We start from the raw sequence: 16,651 nt of genomic DNA on the forward strand, positions 1-16,651 counted from the left end.
TTTTATCAAGCTGGAGGCGGGGCATGCAGAGACGGAAGTTCGGTCGAGAGTACTTGCCCGACGAAAAATCCCATCCCGAAATAGATATCGCGATAGGCATAAGGCGGCGCGCGATGCTCGAGCCGTTTTGAGCCGGCGAGCAGCGGCGCGGCCACCGTCGCGTCGTCGTCGAGGCCTGCATAGGTGCGCTGCTTGGCCTCGACCAGGAACGCCGCGAGATCGTGCGGGATCGGTGGCATCGGCTAGTCCACCAGTTCGGGCCACGGCACGATGGTCGACTTCACCGTCTTCATCGCCATGGCGTCCTTCACCGCCTGCGCGACGCCTTCCTCCGTGAACGGATAGATCGTCTGCATCTTCAGCCAGGGATATTTGCCCGCCGTCCGATAAAGCATGTCGACTCCGAGCGGCAGATCATTGCCGGTGAAGCCCCAGGAACCCAGCACGTTGAGGTCCTTGGTGCAGATGCGATGCCAGGAGGTGTCGATCGAGCCGGCATCGGTGAATTGGCCCATCTCGACATAGGTGCCGCCGTCGCGCAGCATCTCGATGCCTTCGGGGCCGGCGGTGGGGTGTCCCGAGCAGTCCATCACCAGATCGGCGCCGAAGCCACCGACGATCTCGCGCACACGGGCGATGCGCTCCTGCGGCGATTTGATCTCCTCGATGTTCACGGTCGCCTCCGCGCCGAATTCGCGGGCGAGCTTGAGCCGCGGCTCCTCGGGCGCACCGACGCAGATCACACGCCCTGCCCCCATCTCCCTGGCGGCCGCGACCGCGAGAATGCCGATTGGGCCCGAGCCCTGGATCACCACGGTGTCGCCCCAGCTGAAACCACCGGCGCGGCTGGCGCGGTTGAAGGCGCGGATGCAGGAGGTCAGCGGCTCCGAGAGAGCACCGAGCCGCAGCGACATGTCGTCGGGCAGCTTGTAGATCTTGGTGCCCGGCAGCATGTCGAGATCGACATAGACATATTCGGCCCAGCCGCCCCACATGTGCGGCGCCTTGTCGAAACCGAGATAGCGGCCGTAATAGACCGGCGTCAGGCACTTGTTGGCGGTTTGCGGATAGTGGATGCAGTAATAGCAATGGCCGCAGGGCATCAGCGGCGGGATCATCACTTTTGATCCGACCTTGAGCGGCTTGCTCATGAAGTCCTCGGTGAACTCCTCGCCGCATTCGACGATGACGCCGCCGAGCTCATGCCCAAGCGTGAACGGCCAGGGCAGCGGCTTCGGCCAGTGACCTTTCAGGATGTGCAGATCGGTGCCACAGACCCCGCAGGCGCCGACCTTGATCAGCGCGGCCTTCCTGCCGACCTTCGGCCACGGCACGGTCTTGATGACGGGCTCCGAGCCGGGACCGGCGTGGGTGCAGACGCGGATCTGTTGCATGGCTGTTTCCTCATCGCCCGTCTGTTATGATTGATGGGTGCGGGCGTGCGGCGAAGCCTATGTGAGATGCACGGTCGTGCCAAGCAGGCAGTCTCGTAGCCCCGCATGAGCGACTTGTTCGCCGTAGCTCGGAGAGCGAAGGCGGAAGCGACATGCGGGACCGGCGGCCCCAGATGTCGCTTCGCCCATCCGGGCTACAAAGCTTGCCGCAAACACAGCCGTCTTTCCCGCCGCAGAGTGTGTGGCAGCAGCGCATGGCAGATGCCCATGCAAACCCAATGTCTTGAGCACCGACCGGCGAACGTGTAAGCGCCGATAGTCTCACCCCAGGTGTCCCCTTGAATCCCCTGCCTCAAAATCCCGTCGCTGCGTCCGGCTCGTTCGCGGCGATGAAGTCGGTGCTGTACCGGCTCCAGTTCGCGTCTTACGTGCTGGCGATGATGGCTGACAACATCGAGCATGTGATCAGCTATTGGGTGGTGTTCCAGAAATTCCATTCGCCGGCGCTGGCGGGCTTTGCGGTGCTGTCGCACTGGCTGCCGTTCCTGCTGTTCTCGGTCGCCGTCGGCGGGCTTGCCGACCGGTTCGATCCGCGCCGCGTCATCCAGTGCGGCATGCTGCTGTTCATCGTGGCATCAAGCGGATGGGGATTCTTCTTCCTCACCGACACGATCCAGATGTGGCACGCGATGCTGCTGCTGGTGATCCATGGCTGCGCCGGCGTGCTCTGGCAGACACCGAACCAGCTGCTGCTCTACGATCTCGTCGGACCCGCCGACCTGCCGAGCGCGGTGCGGCTGAACGCGATGGCGCGCTATCTCGGCATTCTGGTCGGGCCTGCAGTGGGCGGAATCATCATGCTGACGCTGGGCACCTCGCACGGCATCATCTTCAACACGCTGTTCTATCTGCCGATGCTGCTCTGGCTGTTCTGGGCACCCGTGCGCGACAACAGCGTGGCGGTGCGGCGCTTTGCCGTGCGCGGCCTAGCCGACATCGTGCTGACCGTCCGCGCGATCGGAACCCAGCCGACCCTGACCGCGATGACCTGGCTCGCCGGCCTCACCTCCTTCATGATCGGCAACGCCTATCACGCCCAGATGCCGGGCTATGCCGGCGATCTCGGTCATGGCGATCCCGGCGTCTCCTACAGCGTGCTGCTCGCGGCGGATGCGGCCGGCGCGGTGCTCGCCGCTATCGCGCTGGAATCCTGGGGACGGCTCAAGGGCACGCCGCGCACCGCGATCATGCTGGCGATGCTCTGGAGCGTGGCGCTGCTGGGCTTCGCCACAGTGCGGATCTATCCGGTTGCGATCGTGCTGCTGTTCTTCGCCGGCTTCTTCGAGCTGTCGTTCAACACCATGGCGCAGGCCCTGGTGCAGGTGAATGCCCCGCACGACATTCGCGGCCGCGTCGTCGGTCTTTATAATATGGCGGGGCTCGGGATGCGGGCGTTCAGCGGCATCACCGTCGGGCTATCGGGCGCTGCGATCGGCATTCACTGGTCGCTCGGGCTGTCCGCTGCGGTGCTGCTGGCGCTGCTGGTCCTGCTGCAGCGGCGGGCGATGAGGCCGGCTTGAGCATCCCTCCGGGTGTGGCCTTTCGAACGCATTGTGTCTGTCCGTTACCGCCGTACCCAATCCTAACGCGGCATTAACCCTATGCACCTTAGGGTCGTCCCGGACTCCGCCCGGGCGGGGGGTCGGGTGTTGAAAATGGCGTTGGCGAACAAAAAATTTCTTCCTGCCGCCGAAGAGCGTCGGCGTTTTCAGCGGGTGAAGGTGCACCTGCTCGGCCGCTACATGCTGCCGGACCGCCGCGAATTTCCCTGCCAGGTGATCAACATGTCGCCGGGCGGCCTCGCGCTGCTCGCCCCCGGCATCGGCAATGTCGGCGACCGCGTCGTCGCCTATCTCGACCATATCGGCCGCGTCGAGGGCAAGATCACCCGCATCATCGACAATGGCTTTGCCATGACGATCGGGGCGACACCCAGGAAGCGCGACAAGCTCGCCGCGCAGCTGACCTGGCTCGCCAACCGCGACATCCTCAACCTGCCGGAGGACCGCCGCCACGACCGTATCGTGCCGCGCAACCCGATTGCGGTGCTGACGCTCGAGGACGGCACCAAGATGACCTGCCGCATCATCGACCTTTCCTTGTCCGGTGCCGCCATTGCCGCGGAGAACCGGCCGCCGCTGAAATCGACCGTCATGCTCGGCCGGGTCCAGGGCCGCGTGGTCCGAAACCTCGAAGACGGCTTCGCGCTGGAGTTCGTCCACGCCCAGCCGATCGAGACACTCGAAGAGAGCGTTACCGCGCGGTAAAGCGCAGGGACGCCAAAACCCCTGTATTTTCAGCCCGAAGGCGGCTTTCGCAATGCGGACGCCGCCTTTTTCGTGCGTGATGACGAACCTCGCGCCGGTTAACGCACAGCCCCTTTGCACGTTGAAATGGCGGTTCCGCCAGTGTTTCCGCGTTAATCGATAAAATTTGAATCAATTGCAGTTGTTTCAAATTTTATGAGAATTCGATTCAAGTATAGATCGAATTCGCCGCGCCTTTTACTTGTATTCGTCTCGACTTGACTTGGCTGACTTAGCGGCAACTCAAAAGCTCCGTGCGAAATGTGGTCCCAACAAGAAACGGGGGCCGCAATGTTTGACTTCAAGGGACAGGGGAAAGGGCTGGCGCTGGCTGCCATGCTCTTCGGGATCAGCGCGGCAGCGCAGGCCGGCGAGAGCCGTCTGCTCTACGCGAGCCTCGGTGACACCACGCGTGCGCCGATCGGCTGGGTCGAGTTCTGCGCGGACAATACCGCTCAGTGCCAGGGCACGCCGGCGCAGCCGCGCGACATCGTGATGTCGCAGGCCGCATGGCGCGACCTCGTCAAGGTCAATCGCTGGGTCAACGAGACCGTCAAGCCTTTGACCGACCAGGAGCACTGGGGCGTGATCGAGAAGTGGTCGCTGCCGACCGACGGTTACGGCGACTGCGAAGACTACGTGTTGCTGAAGCGCAAGATGCTGATCGATGCCGGATGGCCGCGCCAGGCCCTGCTGATCACCGTCGTGCGCGACAAGAAGGGCGAAGGACACGCGGTGCTGACGGTGAAGACCGACAAGGGCGAGTTCGTTCTCGACAATCAGAACGAGAACGTCGTTGCCTGGACGGAGACCGGTTACCGCTTCGTCAAGCGCCAGTCGCAGAGCGATCCCAACGTCTGGGTTTCGCTCGGCGATACCAAGCCGGCGGTCTCCACCGCCAGCGCCAGAGATTGAGAACGAGACAAGGAGTTACGCGGCCCGGTCACATCCCCACCCCTCCCCGTCCCAGACCGGTTCGCGCGCGCCCAGCCATCCCCCAATGGCTGGGCGCAATTTTTTTGCGATGCGTGATCAGTCCTGAGCGGCCTGCGACCACGGCACGCGCGCGGCGGTGAAATCGCGCCAGGTGCCTTGCAAGGCGGGCCTGATGCCGATCGATGCACGCGCCTGCCAGCCGGCGATCGCGGCGGCGGCGATGGCGCCGTCGGGCTCGGCTCCGAGCCCGTCGAGCAGCGAAGCCGTGACCGCCATGTCGTTGTAGGCGCCGAGCTCCTCCTGCAAACCGGCGAGCCTGCGGGCAAATTTCCTCGCGGGCTTTCGATCGGCAAACAGCGGCAGCAGGAACTCGCTGAGATAGCGCAGCCGCTTGGTCGCGAGCCGCACCCGGTGCAGCTCCTCCATCGTGAGCGACTTGAAGCGGCGGCCGCGCTTGAGCACCTTGGCGTATTGCTCCGACAGAATGCGCTGCGCGAAATTGACGGCGGGCTCGGCGAGCCGGCCGAGATCTTCGGCGGCGACGTCATTGCGCCAGCCCCGAGTCTCGATCCAGTTGCCGAAGCCGATCAGGAACATGGCGCAGCGGCGATCGTCGAGCGCGTGATGCGCCTTGCGATAGGCCTCGGACTGGCGTCCGGCCGCAGCCCGGCCGAGCGCATCGAAACCGGCGATTGCAGGGCAAGCCTTCGCGATCGTCGGCAAGGTCTCGAGCTGGAACACATCCCAATCGCGCGCGGCGGACAGGTCTTGCGCCAGCCAGCGCGCTTCCGACCTCAGTGCGTCGAGATTGCTGAGCGCGCCGACCGAGCGCATCAGGTCGAGCGCCGATCGAATCCGGCGCAGCGAGACGCGCAGCTGATGCACGCCTTCCGGATTGCGCCCGTCCTCGGCCGCCGGCAGCGACTGAAGCAGATGAAGGAAGCACGAGCGCAGGATCGTCGCGAACGCCTCGTCGAGCGTCACCGATGGATCGAGGCGAAGCTTGCGCGGTCGGCGTGCCGAGGGCGGCACGCCCGCGGCAAGATCGAAGCCGCGCGCCGACTTGCTGCGGATGGACGGCTTCACCGCGCCGTGCTCGGCCAGCCGCAACGCGACCTCGTAGATCGTGCTCGCGCTGCCGCTCTTGAGCTCCAGCTCCAGCTCGATCTCGCTCACCGGCAGCGATCGATCATCTGCCGTCAGCGCGCCATGGTCGAAAGCGATCTCGACCGTGCCGGACGGCAGGTCGATCATCCGCGCGTGGCGATGGACGTCGGCGGTGAAGACGGCTTCGAGCGGCTGCGCTTCGAGATGGCTGCGAAGCTTCTCCGGAATGAAAGGCATCGCCAGAGCGAGATCGGGCGCAAGCGAGGCCACGCTCGCCTCCCACTCGCCGCGGCGCAGCGGATCGTCCGCCACGTCGGTCTTCACGGTCTGCACGAAGCGCGCGCCGCTCTGGCGAACGCGCAGGCTCAGGCCGTTGCGCCGAAGCATCCGCTCGGGGGTGTCATAGTAGACGGATTTGAGGTGTTTTCGCGAGCCCTTGTTGCGCGCATTCGCAGCGATGACCGGCGCGGCGTTGAAATGCGCCATGCGATCGGCATCGACCAGCAGCTTGAGCTCGATTTCGCCGGGATGCGCGGCAAGGCTCGACTGCGTCGGTTCCGCAGCAGGCGGGACACCTTGCGATGGCGTCTGATCACTCACAGCGCCCTCGACGATCGCAGGTTCCGCGCCGGGCTCGGCCGGTTCAATCTGCCTGAGGAAGCCGGCGACGACTTGCGTTCTCCTGTTGTCCTTCGGAACGGGATTCCCCTCCGGCGCACTCGGGGTTTTGCGAGCCGGTGTTGGGTCTGATTTCAGCATTTACGGTGACATGACAGTTCAATGACAGAGCGACAGCATATAGCGGGAGCGGCCCGCGAGGAATAGTCACGTTATGCAGCAGTGCGTGATCAACCACACGACGTGCCAGACGCGGGAATCCGGCAAGGCTTGTCACAATCCGGCGTGCCAATACGAGCTAAGCTGCCCTAAGCGCAGCAAATGATCGATTCGCCGAGCGAAATTCGCTGTCCTCGAAACCGAAATGAACGCGCCAGCGAGTTTGCCCCATGCTAGCCGAGAAATTCTTTCTGGTTCTGGAGACGCTGAGAAGCCATGCCCCCGATGACCGGCCTGGAATTGTGACAAGCCCTGGGCGGCCTGCAGCAGTCCCGGAGCTCGCGTTAGGTTCGCAGCTCAAAAGGGCGGTTGCGGAGGATCGCCCCTAGGAGCGATCCCGCCACCTCATGTCTGGCAGGCACGCAAGATGTGATCGACGCGCGCGCTTGTCAGCGTGCGAGGATGTTCTTGTAGACCTTGCCGCCCTTCATGATCACCACAAAATTCTTTGCGGGATCTTCGACGAGCTTGATGTTGTCGAGCGGATTGCCGTCGACCAGAAGGAGATCGGCGAACGCGCCCTCCTCGACCACGCCGAGCTTGCCCGGATAGGGATTTCGCGGACCCGACAGGCTCAGCAGTTCGGCATTGGCCGACGTCGCCATGGCCAGCGCTTCGGCCGATGTGTACCAGCGCGTGAGCGTGGCCAGCATGGCGCCCTGTCGATCCGCCAGCGCCTGCGAGAACAGGACGTCGGTGCCGAACGCGGTCTTGATGCCGTACTTCTTCGCGAGCGCATAGACGCGGTCGGTTCCGGCGACCACCTGCTTCATCTTGTCCTGCTCGGCGGGTCCGAGCGCGGCGGCACCGGAGATATCCAGGAACGGTTGCGTGCTCAACCAGATCCCCTTCTCCGCGATCAGCTTAGCGCTCGCCTCGTCCATGAGATGACCATGCTCGATGCATCTGACGCCGGCCGCGACCGAGCGCTGGATCGCGACCGGCGTATAGGCGTGCGTAGCAACATAGGTGCCCCAATTGTCGGCGGCTTCGACCGCCGCGCGCAGCTCGGGCTCGGTAAAGGTGGAGACGTCGAGCGGGCTGAAGGGCGATGCAACGCCGCCGCCTGCGGTGAGCTTGACCTGCGAGGCCCCTTGCATGAGCTGCTCGCGCGCGCGCACACGCACCTCGTCCGGACTGTCGGCCACCATGCTGCCGCCGATCCGCTCCATGCGGCTCAGCATGCCGCCGATCGTTCGCGGCAGATCGGAGAGCTGGCGGAAGTCGCCGTGACCGCTGGTGATGGTGATCATGGCGCCGGAGGGATAGATGCGGGGACCTGCGACGAGGTCCTCATCGATGGCCTGCTTGAGACCGAAGCTCGGCCCGCCCATGTCGCGCACGGTGGTGAAGCCGCGCATCAGCGTGGCCGTCGCCTCGCTGGCGGCGAGCAGATTGTTATAGCCGATATCGCCCGCGAGCACGGCCATCGGCGTCGGGCGCACCAGCATCGCGTGCCAATGCGCATCGATCAGTCCCGGCATCAGCACGCGGCCGCCGCCGTCGACCACCTGACCGGCGGCCGCGATGTCCGCGGTCGAAATCCTCTCGATCTTCCCATTTCTAACGAGGACGTTGGACGCGGCTGACAGCGCGGCGCTCTTGCCGTCGAATATCCGGACGTTGCGAAACAGGACGGCGGAGTCCTGCTGGGCCCTCGCCGAGGAGGCGCTGCCGAGGATCATTGCAACGGCCGCAAGCAGCGTGGCGATTCCGGACACTCTGGCCGGCATCCTCAAACCCGACATGTCCGGCCTCCGCTGAGGTGCAGGGCTACGCGAGGGGTGATGACAGGCACGCAACGTCTCGCGCCAATTGACGCCGACGTCTGGCCTCCGTCAACTGGCCACCACAGCGGCAAATATGCAGTCCTGCCATCTGCATTGATGAGAGGTCGCCGCGATCGGCTCGAATTTGAATCAAAGAGATATCGTGATGATCGGCGCCGCAGCCGGCATGTCGTGGCGACGGGAGAGCAGAATGATGAGCGAACAGCGCGCGATGAGCCCCACATTCATTAGGAACCTTCATCGCGCTCGCGCTTGAACCGGCATGAAAGATCCATCACCCGGGATGCGCAGGGCATTACGTCATGCCCAACTATACGGTCACTTGCTCGTCCGAAATGACAGGCTGTATTACCCAGGAGGTAACCACCCCATCTGCTCGGTGCAGCTTGCACGGGAGATGGTCAGGTCAGGATGGATGACAAAGCGAGGCGGCGACTACGAGATCACCCCAGACGGGCAGCTCGCCGCAGAACGCGAATTCAGCCACTGACGCGGGATCGCAGCTCTCGGCGGCGATTCCTGGCGCTTGCGATCGATGCGGATCAGACGCCCAGCACGTCCGCGAGCCGCAGCTCGTCGGCGGCGGGGTCCTTGAGGAACAGCTCGTCCTCGATCTCGGTCAGATGCGAGAGCATCTGCGCGCGCGCGGCCTGCTTGTCGCGCTTGCGGATCGCGCTAACGATGCCGGCGTGATGATCGGTGCCGCAAGCGGGCGTGTCGTGGCGGCGGTATAGCAGGATGATGAGCGAGGAGCGCGCGATCAGCTCCTTGAGGAAGCCGAGATAGATGCTGTGGCCGCTCATCTCGGCGACGAGCTTGTGAAACTCACCGGAAAGCCGGACCGAGGCGCGCGCGTCGCCGCGCAGCTCCGCCTCGCGCTCCTCGGTGAGATGTTGCTGGAGACGATCGAGCCAGGCCGGCGACACCGCGTCGATGGCGTGATCGACGATGGTGGGCTCGATCAGGCGCCGCGCCTCGAACACCTCGCGGGCATCGGCGGGCGTGGGGCGCGCGACGAATGCGCCGCGGTTCTTCTCGATGTTGACGATGCCCTCATGCGCAAGTTGCTGCAGCGCGGTGCGGACCAGGGTGCGGCTCGCGCCGTAGATCTCGCCGATCTCGTCCTCGCCGAGCTTCGTGCCCGGCAGCAGGCGATGTTCCAGGATCGCGGCGGTCACGCCCTCCCGGATGCGGCTGACGCGGTCGCTCGCGTCTGGCGCGTCGGATTTGGGGCGGGACTTGGCGGCCATTGGTTCGAGAGTTGGGCTTGAGGGCTCGGTCGACGACGTTCGCTTTCGAATGTTAGTCGACGAGCTGTATCCAATCACAGGCGAAACTTTATACAATCTTCGCCTGTTTTGTGTGCAGATGACTGCGCGCCCGGCGGGCAGCCCGGATCCGCCGGATTCGATCTAACGATCTGACTCCGCAGCACAGTTTCAGGATTCGGCCGGCAAGGAGGCGATTGGCACGGAGCTTGCGGAGAGAGGCGGAAGCACGCCCCTCCTCGGACACGCCATGGCCACTCCCGCCGCTCTCGAACTGGTCGCCGTCACCAAGCGCTACGACACGACGCTGGCGGTCGACACCGTCAATTTGAAGATCCCGGCCGGCACCTATTGCTGCCTGCTCGGCCCGTCCGGCTGCGGCAAGACCTCGACGCTGCGGATGATCGCAGGCCACGAGGCGGTCAGCGAGGGCGACATCATCCTCGGCGCGCAAAACGTCACCGACCTGCCGCCGGCCGAGCGCGGCACCGCGATGATGTTCCAGTCCTACGCGCTGTTTCCGCATCTGTCCGTGATCGACAACGTCGCCTTTGCACTCAAGATGCGCGGCATCGACAAGCCGACACGCCACAAACGCGCCGGCGAACTTCTGGAGCTGGTGGCGATGAGCCAATATGCGGGCCGGCTGCCGGCGCAGCTCTCCGGCGGCCAGCAGCAGCGCGTCGCACTCGCCCGCGCGCTGATCACCGAGCCGCAGATCCTCCTGCTCGACGAGCCGCTCTCCGCGCTCGATCCGTTCCTGCGGGTCAAGATGCGCGGCGAGCTCAAGCGGCTGCAGCGCGAGCTCGGCATCAGCTTCATCCAGGTCACCCACGGCCAGGAAGAGGCGATGGCGCTCGCCGACCACATCGTGGTGATGAACCACGGCAAGATCGAGCAGCAGGGCACGGCGCGCGACATCTTCCACCATCCCCGCACCGAATTCGTGGCGCGCTTCATCGGCGGCCACAACGTGCTCAGCGACGCCGGCAAGCTCATCGCCGTGCGCGCCGATCAGCTCGGCATCGCGCCGTTCACCGATGGCGCGTTCGGCGCACCGGCGCGGCTGACCCAGACCGAGTACCAGGGCTCCTACATCGCCGTCTCGCTGACGCTCGACGACGGCACCGCCCTGTTCTCCCACGTTCCCGAAGCCACCTTCGACGTCCACCCGTTCCGTCCGGGCGATCGCGTGCTGGCCACCTGGGATCCCGCCAAGGCGCAACGCCTGCAATAGCGCCGATCGATCACTGGAATGCGCAACAGAGGAGTGACTGACATGAGCGAGACCATCAGGACAAAGGGCGTCAGCCGCCGCACGCTGCTCAAGGGCACCGCCAGTCTGGCCGGCCTTGCCGCCGGCTCCGGCGCCATCACCGGCTTTCCCTATGTGAAGTCGGCCGAGACCAAGGTGCTGCGCTATCTCGGCACCGCCGTGAACGAAGGCGACGACATCTCCAAGCAGTGCCTGAAGGACACCGGCATCAAGATCGAATACATCACCGCGACCACCGACGACGTCACCAAGCGCGTGATGACCCAGCCGAACTCCTTCGACGTGCTGGACACCGAATATTTCTCGCTGAAGAAGATCGTGCCGTCGGGGAACATCCTTGCGCTCGACGCCAGGAAGATCAAGCAGTTCGACAACATCACGCCCGTCTTCACCAAGGGCGAGACGCCCGGCGGCAAGAAGATCGGCGGCCAGGGCACCGCGCCCTGGAAGGTGCTTTATCTCGAGGGCAAGGACTCCAAGAAGTTCGCGACCTCGGCGACCGAATTCGTCACCCTGATCCCGACGGTCTACAACGCCGACACGCTCGGCATCCGCCCCGACCTGATCAAGCGTCCGATCAGCTCGTGGTCCGAACTGCTCAACCCCGAATTCAAGGGCAAGGCCTCGATCCTCAACATCCCCTCGATCGGCATCATGGATGCCGCGATGGTCGTGGAGGCCACCGGCAAGTACAAATATGCCGACAAGGGCAACATGACCAAGGAAGAGATCGATCTCACCATGAAGGTGATGACCGAAGCCAAGAAGGCCGGCCAGTTCCGCGCCTTCTGGAAGGACTTCAACGAGAGCGTCAACCTGATGGCATCAGGGGAAACCGTGATCCAGTCGATGTGGTCGCCGGCAGTGACCAAGGTCCGCTCGATGGGCATTGCCTGCACCTTCCAGCCGCTGAAGGAAGGCTATCGCTCCTGGGCCTCGGGCTTCTGCGTCTCCAAGGGCGTGTCGGGCGCGAAGCTCGAATGGGCCTATGAGTTCGTCAACTGGTTTCTGTCCGGCTATGCCGGCGCCTATCTCAACCGCCAGGGCTACTACTCGGCCGTGCTCTCCACCGCGAAGGCGCATATGGAGCCCTACGAGTGGGCGTACTGGATGGAAGGCAAGCCGGCCGAGAAGGACATCAAGGCGCCCGACGGCTCGCTGCTCGAAAAGGCCGGCGCGGTGCGTGACGGCGGCTCCTATGAGGACCGCATGGGCGGCGTCGCCTGCTGGAACGCCGTGATGGACGAGAACGACTACATGGTCCGCAAGTGGAACGAGTTCATCGCAGCGTAATTTGATGGACACGTCAGAGGACATCCTGCAACGGGCATCCCCGGACCTTGTCCGAGGATCCGACACCGCGCGCGCCGCAAAGGCCGCGCGGTTGTCGCCGTCTTTCATCTCCTGGCTCCAGGCCGGGCCGATGATGCTGGTGTTTCTCGCCTTCTTTCTCGTTCCGCTGGTCTTCGTGGTCATCGTCTCGTTCTGGGACTATAACGAATACCAGCTGCTGCCGGCCTTCTCGGGCCGCGGCTATACCGACACGTTCGAAGGCTGCATCGCGCAGCTGCCCGATCTCTGCACGATCGGGCGAACCTATGTCATGACGCTGAAGCTCTGCTTCCTGGTCTGGGCGATCACGCTGTTCATCGGCTTCTGGGTCGCCTACTTCCTCGCCTTCCACGTCAAGTCCAAGACCTGGCAGATGGGATTGTCGCTGCTCTGCACGATCCCGTTCTGGACCTCCAACGTGATCCGCATGATCGCCTGGATCCCGCTGCTCGGGCGCAACGGCCTGGTCAATTCCGGCCTGGTCAAGACCGGCCTGATCAACCACCCACTGGAATGGCTGCTGTTCTCCGAATTCTCCGTGGTGCTGGCGCTGGTGCACCTCTTCACCTTCTTCATGGTGGTGCCGATCTTCAATTCGATGATCCGCATCGACAAGTCGCTGATCGAGGCCGCCTATGACGCCGGTGCGACCGGCTTCCAGACTCTGGTCAACGTCATCATCCCGCTGGCAAAGCCGGGCATCGTCATCGGCTCGATCTTCGTCATCACCATCGTGATGGGCGACTTCATCACCATCGGCGTGATGGGCGGCCAGCAGATCGCCGCTGCCGGCAAGATCATCGAGACGCGGGTCAACGCGCTGCAATTCCCGGCCGCCGCGGCCAACGCCGTGATCCTGCTCGCCATCACCTTCCTGATCATCACCATGATGTCGCGCATCGTGGACATCAAGAAGGAACTCTAGAGCATGAAGGAAGGACGGCCGCGCTCGTTCTACGTGCTCGCGATCTTCTTCGCGGCCTATGTGCTGTTCCTCTACGGCCCGATGATCGCGATCTACGTGCTGTCGTTCCAGGGGCCGTCGGGCGGCCTCACCTTCCCGATGAACGGCGTGTCGACCTTCTGGATCGCAAAACTGTTCCAGGGCACCGGCATCGTCGATCTCGGCGCGGCCTTCCGCCGCTCGCTGCTGCTCGGCCTGATCGTGATGATCGTCACCGTCGTGCTGTCGGTCGCCGCCGGCATGGCGTTCCGCCGCAGGTTCAGGGCGCAAAGCATCCTGTTCTATTCGGCGATCGCGAGCCTGATCGTGCCCTCGATCATCACCTCGCTCGGTATCTCCCTGGAATTCCGCATCATCGACGATCTGATCAAGGCGCATTGGAACGAGAATTTCGAGACCTCGATGGGCCTGCTCACATCGGGTCTCGGCGCACACCTGACCTGGACGCTGCCGTTCGGCCTGCTCATCATGTTCGCGATCTTCAACCGCTTCGATCCCCGCCTCGAGGAAGCCGCGCGCGATCTCGGCGCAACGCCGTGGCAGACGTTCCGCCATGTCGTGCTGCCGATCATCCTGCCCTCCGTGATCGGCATCGGCTTGTTCGGCTTCACGCTGTCCTGGGACGAGCTCGCCCGCTCCAGCCAGGCGATCGGGGCGGTGAATACGCTGCCGCTCGATCTGCAGGGCCTCACCACCACCGTGACGAACCCCGACATCTATGCGCTCGGTACCGTGATCTCGGCAGTCTCGTTCACGGTGATCACGCTTGCGCTCGGCACCATCCACATGCTCAACAAGCGGCAGGCGGCCAAGGGTTCGGACGCGGGCAAGGGGCTTGTCTGAGGGACTTGTCTGAGAAGGGACTCGTCTGATCGAAATGCGACTGCACATCGTCAATCCCAACACCACGGCGTCGATGACGGCAAAGATCGCCGCTGCAGCGCGTAGCGTCGCCCTGCCCGGCACGGTGATCGACGCGCGGCAGCCGAGGATGGGCCCGGTCTCGATCGAGGGATTTTACGACGAAGCCTTCGCCGTGCCCGGCATGCTCGGCTGCATCCGCGAGGCCGACCGCGACGGCGCAGAGGCCCACATCATCGCCTGCTTCGACGACACCGGCCTCGACGCCGCCCGCGCGGTCGCCCAGGTGCCGGTGATCGGCATCGGCGAGGCCGGCTTCCACATGGCGAGCCTGATCGCCGCGCGCTTTGCCGTGGTGACCACGCTCGCCGTGTCCATCGTGCCGATCGAACATAATTTGCGGAAATACGGTCTCGCTGAACGCTGCGCCCGCGTCCGCGCCGCCGAAGTGCCGGTGCTGGCGCTCGAGGAGCGCAACACGGACGCGCTCGCAAGGATCTCCGCCGAAATCACCGCCGCGATCCGCGACGACCGCGCTGAAGCCATCGTGCTCGGCTGCGCCGGCATGGCCGATCTCGCCGCTGAGCTTGCCGCCACGCATGGCCTGCCCGTGATCGACGGCGTCGCTGCGGCGGTGACGCTGGCGGAATCACTTGTGCGGCTGGGCCTGAAGACCTCCCGGCTCGGGCCCTACGCGGCACCGCGATCCAAGACCTATTCCGGGCCGTTTGCGCCGTTTCAACCTTGATTCCTGGGCCGGGGCGGAGCCTCGCAGGCCCCAAGGCACGCTGATTCCTGGTTTTTTTGCCCTTAGCCTCTTTTTGGTCCCATTCCTTGCGGAAACGTAACGCTTTCGGGACGCCCCGGCGACCTCTGGTTGCCGGTCTTCGCCACTCACCAAGTTTCAATTTGGGTTTTGTCAGCGATGATCGATCTCGCCCAGGACACACCGTCCAACCCCCTCCTTCGCCTTGGCGCGCAGCCGATCGCGCTGACCGCCGCAGCGCTCCTGCTTCTGATCGCGGGGGTGACCTCGATCGCGATCTGGCGGGCCTATACCGGCGCCGCTCCTGAAGCCGACCGCGTGGTGGCATCGCGGCAGCTCCAGGCCCGCACCGCCCAGGCCTCCGAGCAACTCGTCGAGAAGACCAAGGGACTGGAGGCGACCCAGCAGGAATCGATCGACCAGCTCCAGGTCGTGCAGGACCAGCTCCAGACGATGAAGCGGCTGATGGCGGCGCAGCAGGCCGACACCAAGCGCCTGTCCGAACAGGTCGCCTCGCTGAACGAGTCCATCGACGGCTTGCGGCAGTCGTTCGCCAGCGCACGGGCGAGCGAGGTTGAAGCGCCCTCGGTTACCCGCAGGAAACCGGCGCGGCACCGTGTCCACGCCAGTGCGCGCAAGCGCTCGCGCGGCTAACTCCCACCACGCCGTGGAACTTTATTTTCGCCACTTGTGAACTGGATCACATTCGGCCGTATGATTCCGCGCGATGGTCGCGCTTACCGGATGGCGTGAGCCGATTTCAATGTCCGGGGCTGGCAAGGTCGTTGACGGTATACTGCGTCAACGGCCTTGTTTTTTTGTGGGACGCTATTCGCAGACGTCCACGCGGCGGATGCGCCAGCCCGCCGGCGTCATGACGCGCTTGCGCGCGACGTAGCAGCCGCCATAGCCATCGTTGTAGTCGCCGTAGCCGGTACTATAATAGTACGAATTGCCGTAATAGGGGTAGCCGTAGCCGTAATAACCGCCGTAGTAGCCGGCACCGGCGATGCCCGCCCCGATCGCGACACCTGGCCAGAAGCCGCCGCCATGCCAATGGCCGCCATGGCCCCAGCCACCACCGCCGTGACCCCAGCCGCCATGTCCCCCACCATGCCCGAATCCCCCTGCGTGGGCCACCTGCGGCGCCGACAGTCCGACCGCCGCGACGGCCAGCGCCGCCATCATCATCCTGCGTAACATCACTCGATCCTCCGCGGGGACACGCTCCACGCTTCAAAGCGGGATCAAGCTAACGTCACTTGGGCATTCGGGACAGCCACGCTGTCTCACTTCCGCGCGAGCGCTAAAGCGCGATGCGATCAGGATGAATCGTCCATCGCGCTTCAGGGTATTGTTTCAAGCATGATCTTTTCGGAAAACCGCGGCGCACTTTTCCGGATCATGCTTTAGCAACCGCGGCAGATGCTCTTGAGCTTCTTGTCGAGCATACGATTCTCGGCATTGACGGTGGCATCGGCGCCGCCGCCTGTGCCGCTGCCAGTCGTACCGGAGCCCGGGCCGGATGACTGAGCCGTACCCAGGCTGTTGGTGCCGGGCGGTGGAGCCGGCGAGTTGGCGACGCCACCGCTCGATCCGACGGAGCCTCCAGTCGATCCCGCAGCGCCTCCGGTCGATCCGGCAGAACCGCCGCTCGCCTGCGCGAACGCGACGGCCGGCATCGCTGCGAGGGCGAAGATCACCATCATGGTCTTGATCGAGACGGTTGCGGGCGATGCAGCCATGAGAATTCT

The 16,651-nt window shown here is 64.4% G+C and carries 16 protein-coding genes; 9 read left to right on the forward strand and 7 right to left on the reverse strand.

Annotation, left to right across the window (positions count from 1 at the left end; translation table 11 throughout):
• Nucleotides 1-5: 5 nt before the first annotated feature.
• Together AABA84_RS05635 and AABA84_RS05640 are read right to left on the reverse strand one after the other, a co-directional pair.
• Nucleotides 6-239, reverse strand: a complete 234-nt coding sequence (locus AABA84_RS05635; RefSeq protein ID WP_246550904.1) for a hypothetical protein — start codon at nt 237-239, stop codon at nt 6-8.
• A gap of 3 nt (nt 240-242) precedes the next feature.
• Nucleotides 243-1,394: a zinc-binding dehydrogenase gene (locus tag AABA84_RS05640; protein ID WP_338311581.1), complete on the reverse strand. Its 1,152-nt coding sequence runs from the start codon at nt 1,392-1,394 to the stop codon at nt 243-245.
• Between the two features lie 338 nt (nt 1,395-1,732).
• Between AABA84_RS05640 and AABA84_RS05645 the strand changes: the two genes are divergently transcribed.
• The 3 genes from AABA84_RS05645 to AABA84_RS05655 all read left to right on the forward strand — a co-directional run bounded on the left by AABA84_RS05645 (nt 1,733) and on the right by AABA84_RS05655 (nt 4,675).
• Nucleotides 1,733-2,974 (forward strand): MFS transporter, encoded by a 1,242-nt coding sequence (locus tag AABA84_RS05645; protein WP_338311582.1) that lies wholly within the window; start codon nt 1,733-1,735, stop codon nt 2,972-2,974.
• A 135-nt stretch (nt 2,975-3,109) separates the two neighbouring features.
• Nucleotides 3,110-3,721, forward strand: a complete 612-nt coding sequence (locus AABA84_RS05650) for a PilZ domain-containing protein (protein WP_026202686.1) — start codon at nt 3,110-3,112, stop codon at nt 3,719-3,721.
• A gap of 330 nt (nt 3,722-4,051) precedes the next feature.
• Nucleotides 4,052-4,675, forward strand: coding sequence for a transglutaminase-like cysteine peptidase (locus AABA84_RS05655; protein WP_028141141.1), 624 nt, complete (start codon nt 4,052-4,054; stop codon nt 4,673-4,675).
• A gap of 117 nt (nt 4,676-4,792) precedes the next feature.
• Here AABA84_RS05655 and AABA84_RS05660 read toward each other — a convergent pair whose 3' ends face one another.
• The 3 genes from AABA84_RS05660 to AABA84_RS05670 form a co-directional block, all read right to left on the reverse strand.
• Nucleotides 4,793-6,562, reverse strand: a complete 1,770-nt coding sequence (locus AABA84_RS05660) for a CYTH and CHAD domain-containing protein (RefSeq protein ID WP_338311583.1) — start codon at nt 6,560-6,562, stop codon at nt 4,793-4,795.
• Between the two features lie 467 nt (nt 6,563-7,029).
• Nucleotides 7,030-8,388, reverse strand: a complete 1,359-nt coding sequence (locus tag AABA84_RS05665; RefSeq protein ID WP_338311584.1) for a metal-dependent hydrolase family protein — start codon at nt 8,386-8,388, stop codon at nt 7,030-7,032.
• A gap of 584 nt (nt 8,389-8,972) precedes the next feature.
• Nucleotides 8,973-9,680 carry a GntR family transcriptional regulator gene (locus AABA84_RS05670; protein WP_338311585.1) on the reverse strand — a complete coding sequence of 236 codons (708 nt, stop codon included), beginning with the start codon at nt 9,678-9,680 and terminating at the stop codon, nt 8,973-8,975.
• Between the two features lie 268 nt (nt 9,681-9,948).
• Here AABA84_RS05670 and AABA84_RS05675 point away from each other — a divergent pair, with 268 nt between their 5' ends.
• The 6 genes from AABA84_RS05675 to AABA84_RS05700 all read left to right on the forward strand — a co-directional run bounded on the left by AABA84_RS05675 (nt 9,949) and on the right by AABA84_RS05700 (nt 15,551).
• Nucleotides 9,949-10,935, forward strand: a complete 987-nt coding sequence (locus tag AABA84_RS05675) for an ABC transporter ATP-binding protein (RefSeq protein ID WP_212252098.1) — start codon at nt 9,949-9,951, stop codon at nt 10,933-10,935.
• Between the two features lie 42 nt (nt 10,936-10,977).
• A complete protein-coding gene (locus tag AABA84_RS05680; protein ID WP_165637843.1) occupies nt 10,978-12,267 on the forward strand; it encodes an ABC transporter substrate-binding protein in 1,290 nt (429 codons plus the stop codon).
• Nucleotides 12,268-12,271: 4 nt separating this feature from the next.
• Nucleotides 12,272-13,231, forward strand: a complete 960-nt coding sequence (locus AABA84_RS05685; RefSeq protein WP_212252102.1) for an ABC transporter permease — start codon at nt 12,272-12,274, stop codon at nt 13,229-13,231.
• Nucleotides 13,232-13,234: 3 nt separating this feature from the next.
• Nucleotides 13,235-14,113, forward strand: a complete 879-nt coding sequence (locus AABA84_RS05690; protein WP_212252104.1) for an ABC transporter permease — start codon at nt 13,235-13,237, stop codon at nt 14,111-14,113.
• Between the two features lie 34 nt (nt 14,114-14,147).
• Nucleotides 14,148-14,879 carry an aspartate/glutamate racemase family protein gene (locus AABA84_RS05695; RefSeq protein ID WP_338311586.1) on the forward strand — a complete coding sequence of 244 codons (732 nt, stop codon included), beginning with the start codon at nt 14,148-14,150 and terminating at the stop codon, nt 14,877-14,879.
• 177 nt (nt 14,880-15,056) lie between these two features.
• Entirely contained in the window at nt 15,057-15,551 is a 495-nt protein-coding gene (locus AABA84_RS05700) for a hypothetical protein (RefSeq protein ID WP_028141150.1), read from the forward strand.
• A gap of 174 nt (nt 15,552-15,725) precedes the next feature.
• On the opposite strand, the gene AABA84_RS05705 is transcribed toward AABA84_RS05700, so the two are convergent.
• Both AABA84_RS05705 and AABA84_RS05710 read right to left on the reverse strand, forming a co-directional pair.
• The gene (locus AABA84_RS05705) at nt 15,726-16,100 is read right to left on the reverse strand and encodes a hypothetical protein (protein WP_212251539.1); all 375 of its coding nucleotides are present in this window, start codon (nt 16,098-16,100) and stop codon (nt 15,726-15,728) included.
• A 206-nt stretch (nt 16,101-16,306) separates the two neighbouring features.
• On the reverse strand, nt 16,307-16,642 hold the full coding sequence (locus tag AABA84_RS05710) for a hypothetical protein (RefSeq protein ID WP_338311587.1): 336 nt from the start codon (nt 16,640-16,642) through the stop codon (nt 16,307-16,309).
• Nucleotides 16,643-16,651 lie beyond the last annotated feature (9 nt).

Origin of the sequence: Bradyrhizobium sp. TM239, assembly GCF_036247985.1 — a bacterium.
GTDB lineage: Bacteria > Pseudomonadota > Alphaproteobacteria > Rhizobiales > Xanthobacteraceae > Bradyrhizobium > Bradyrhizobium ottawaense.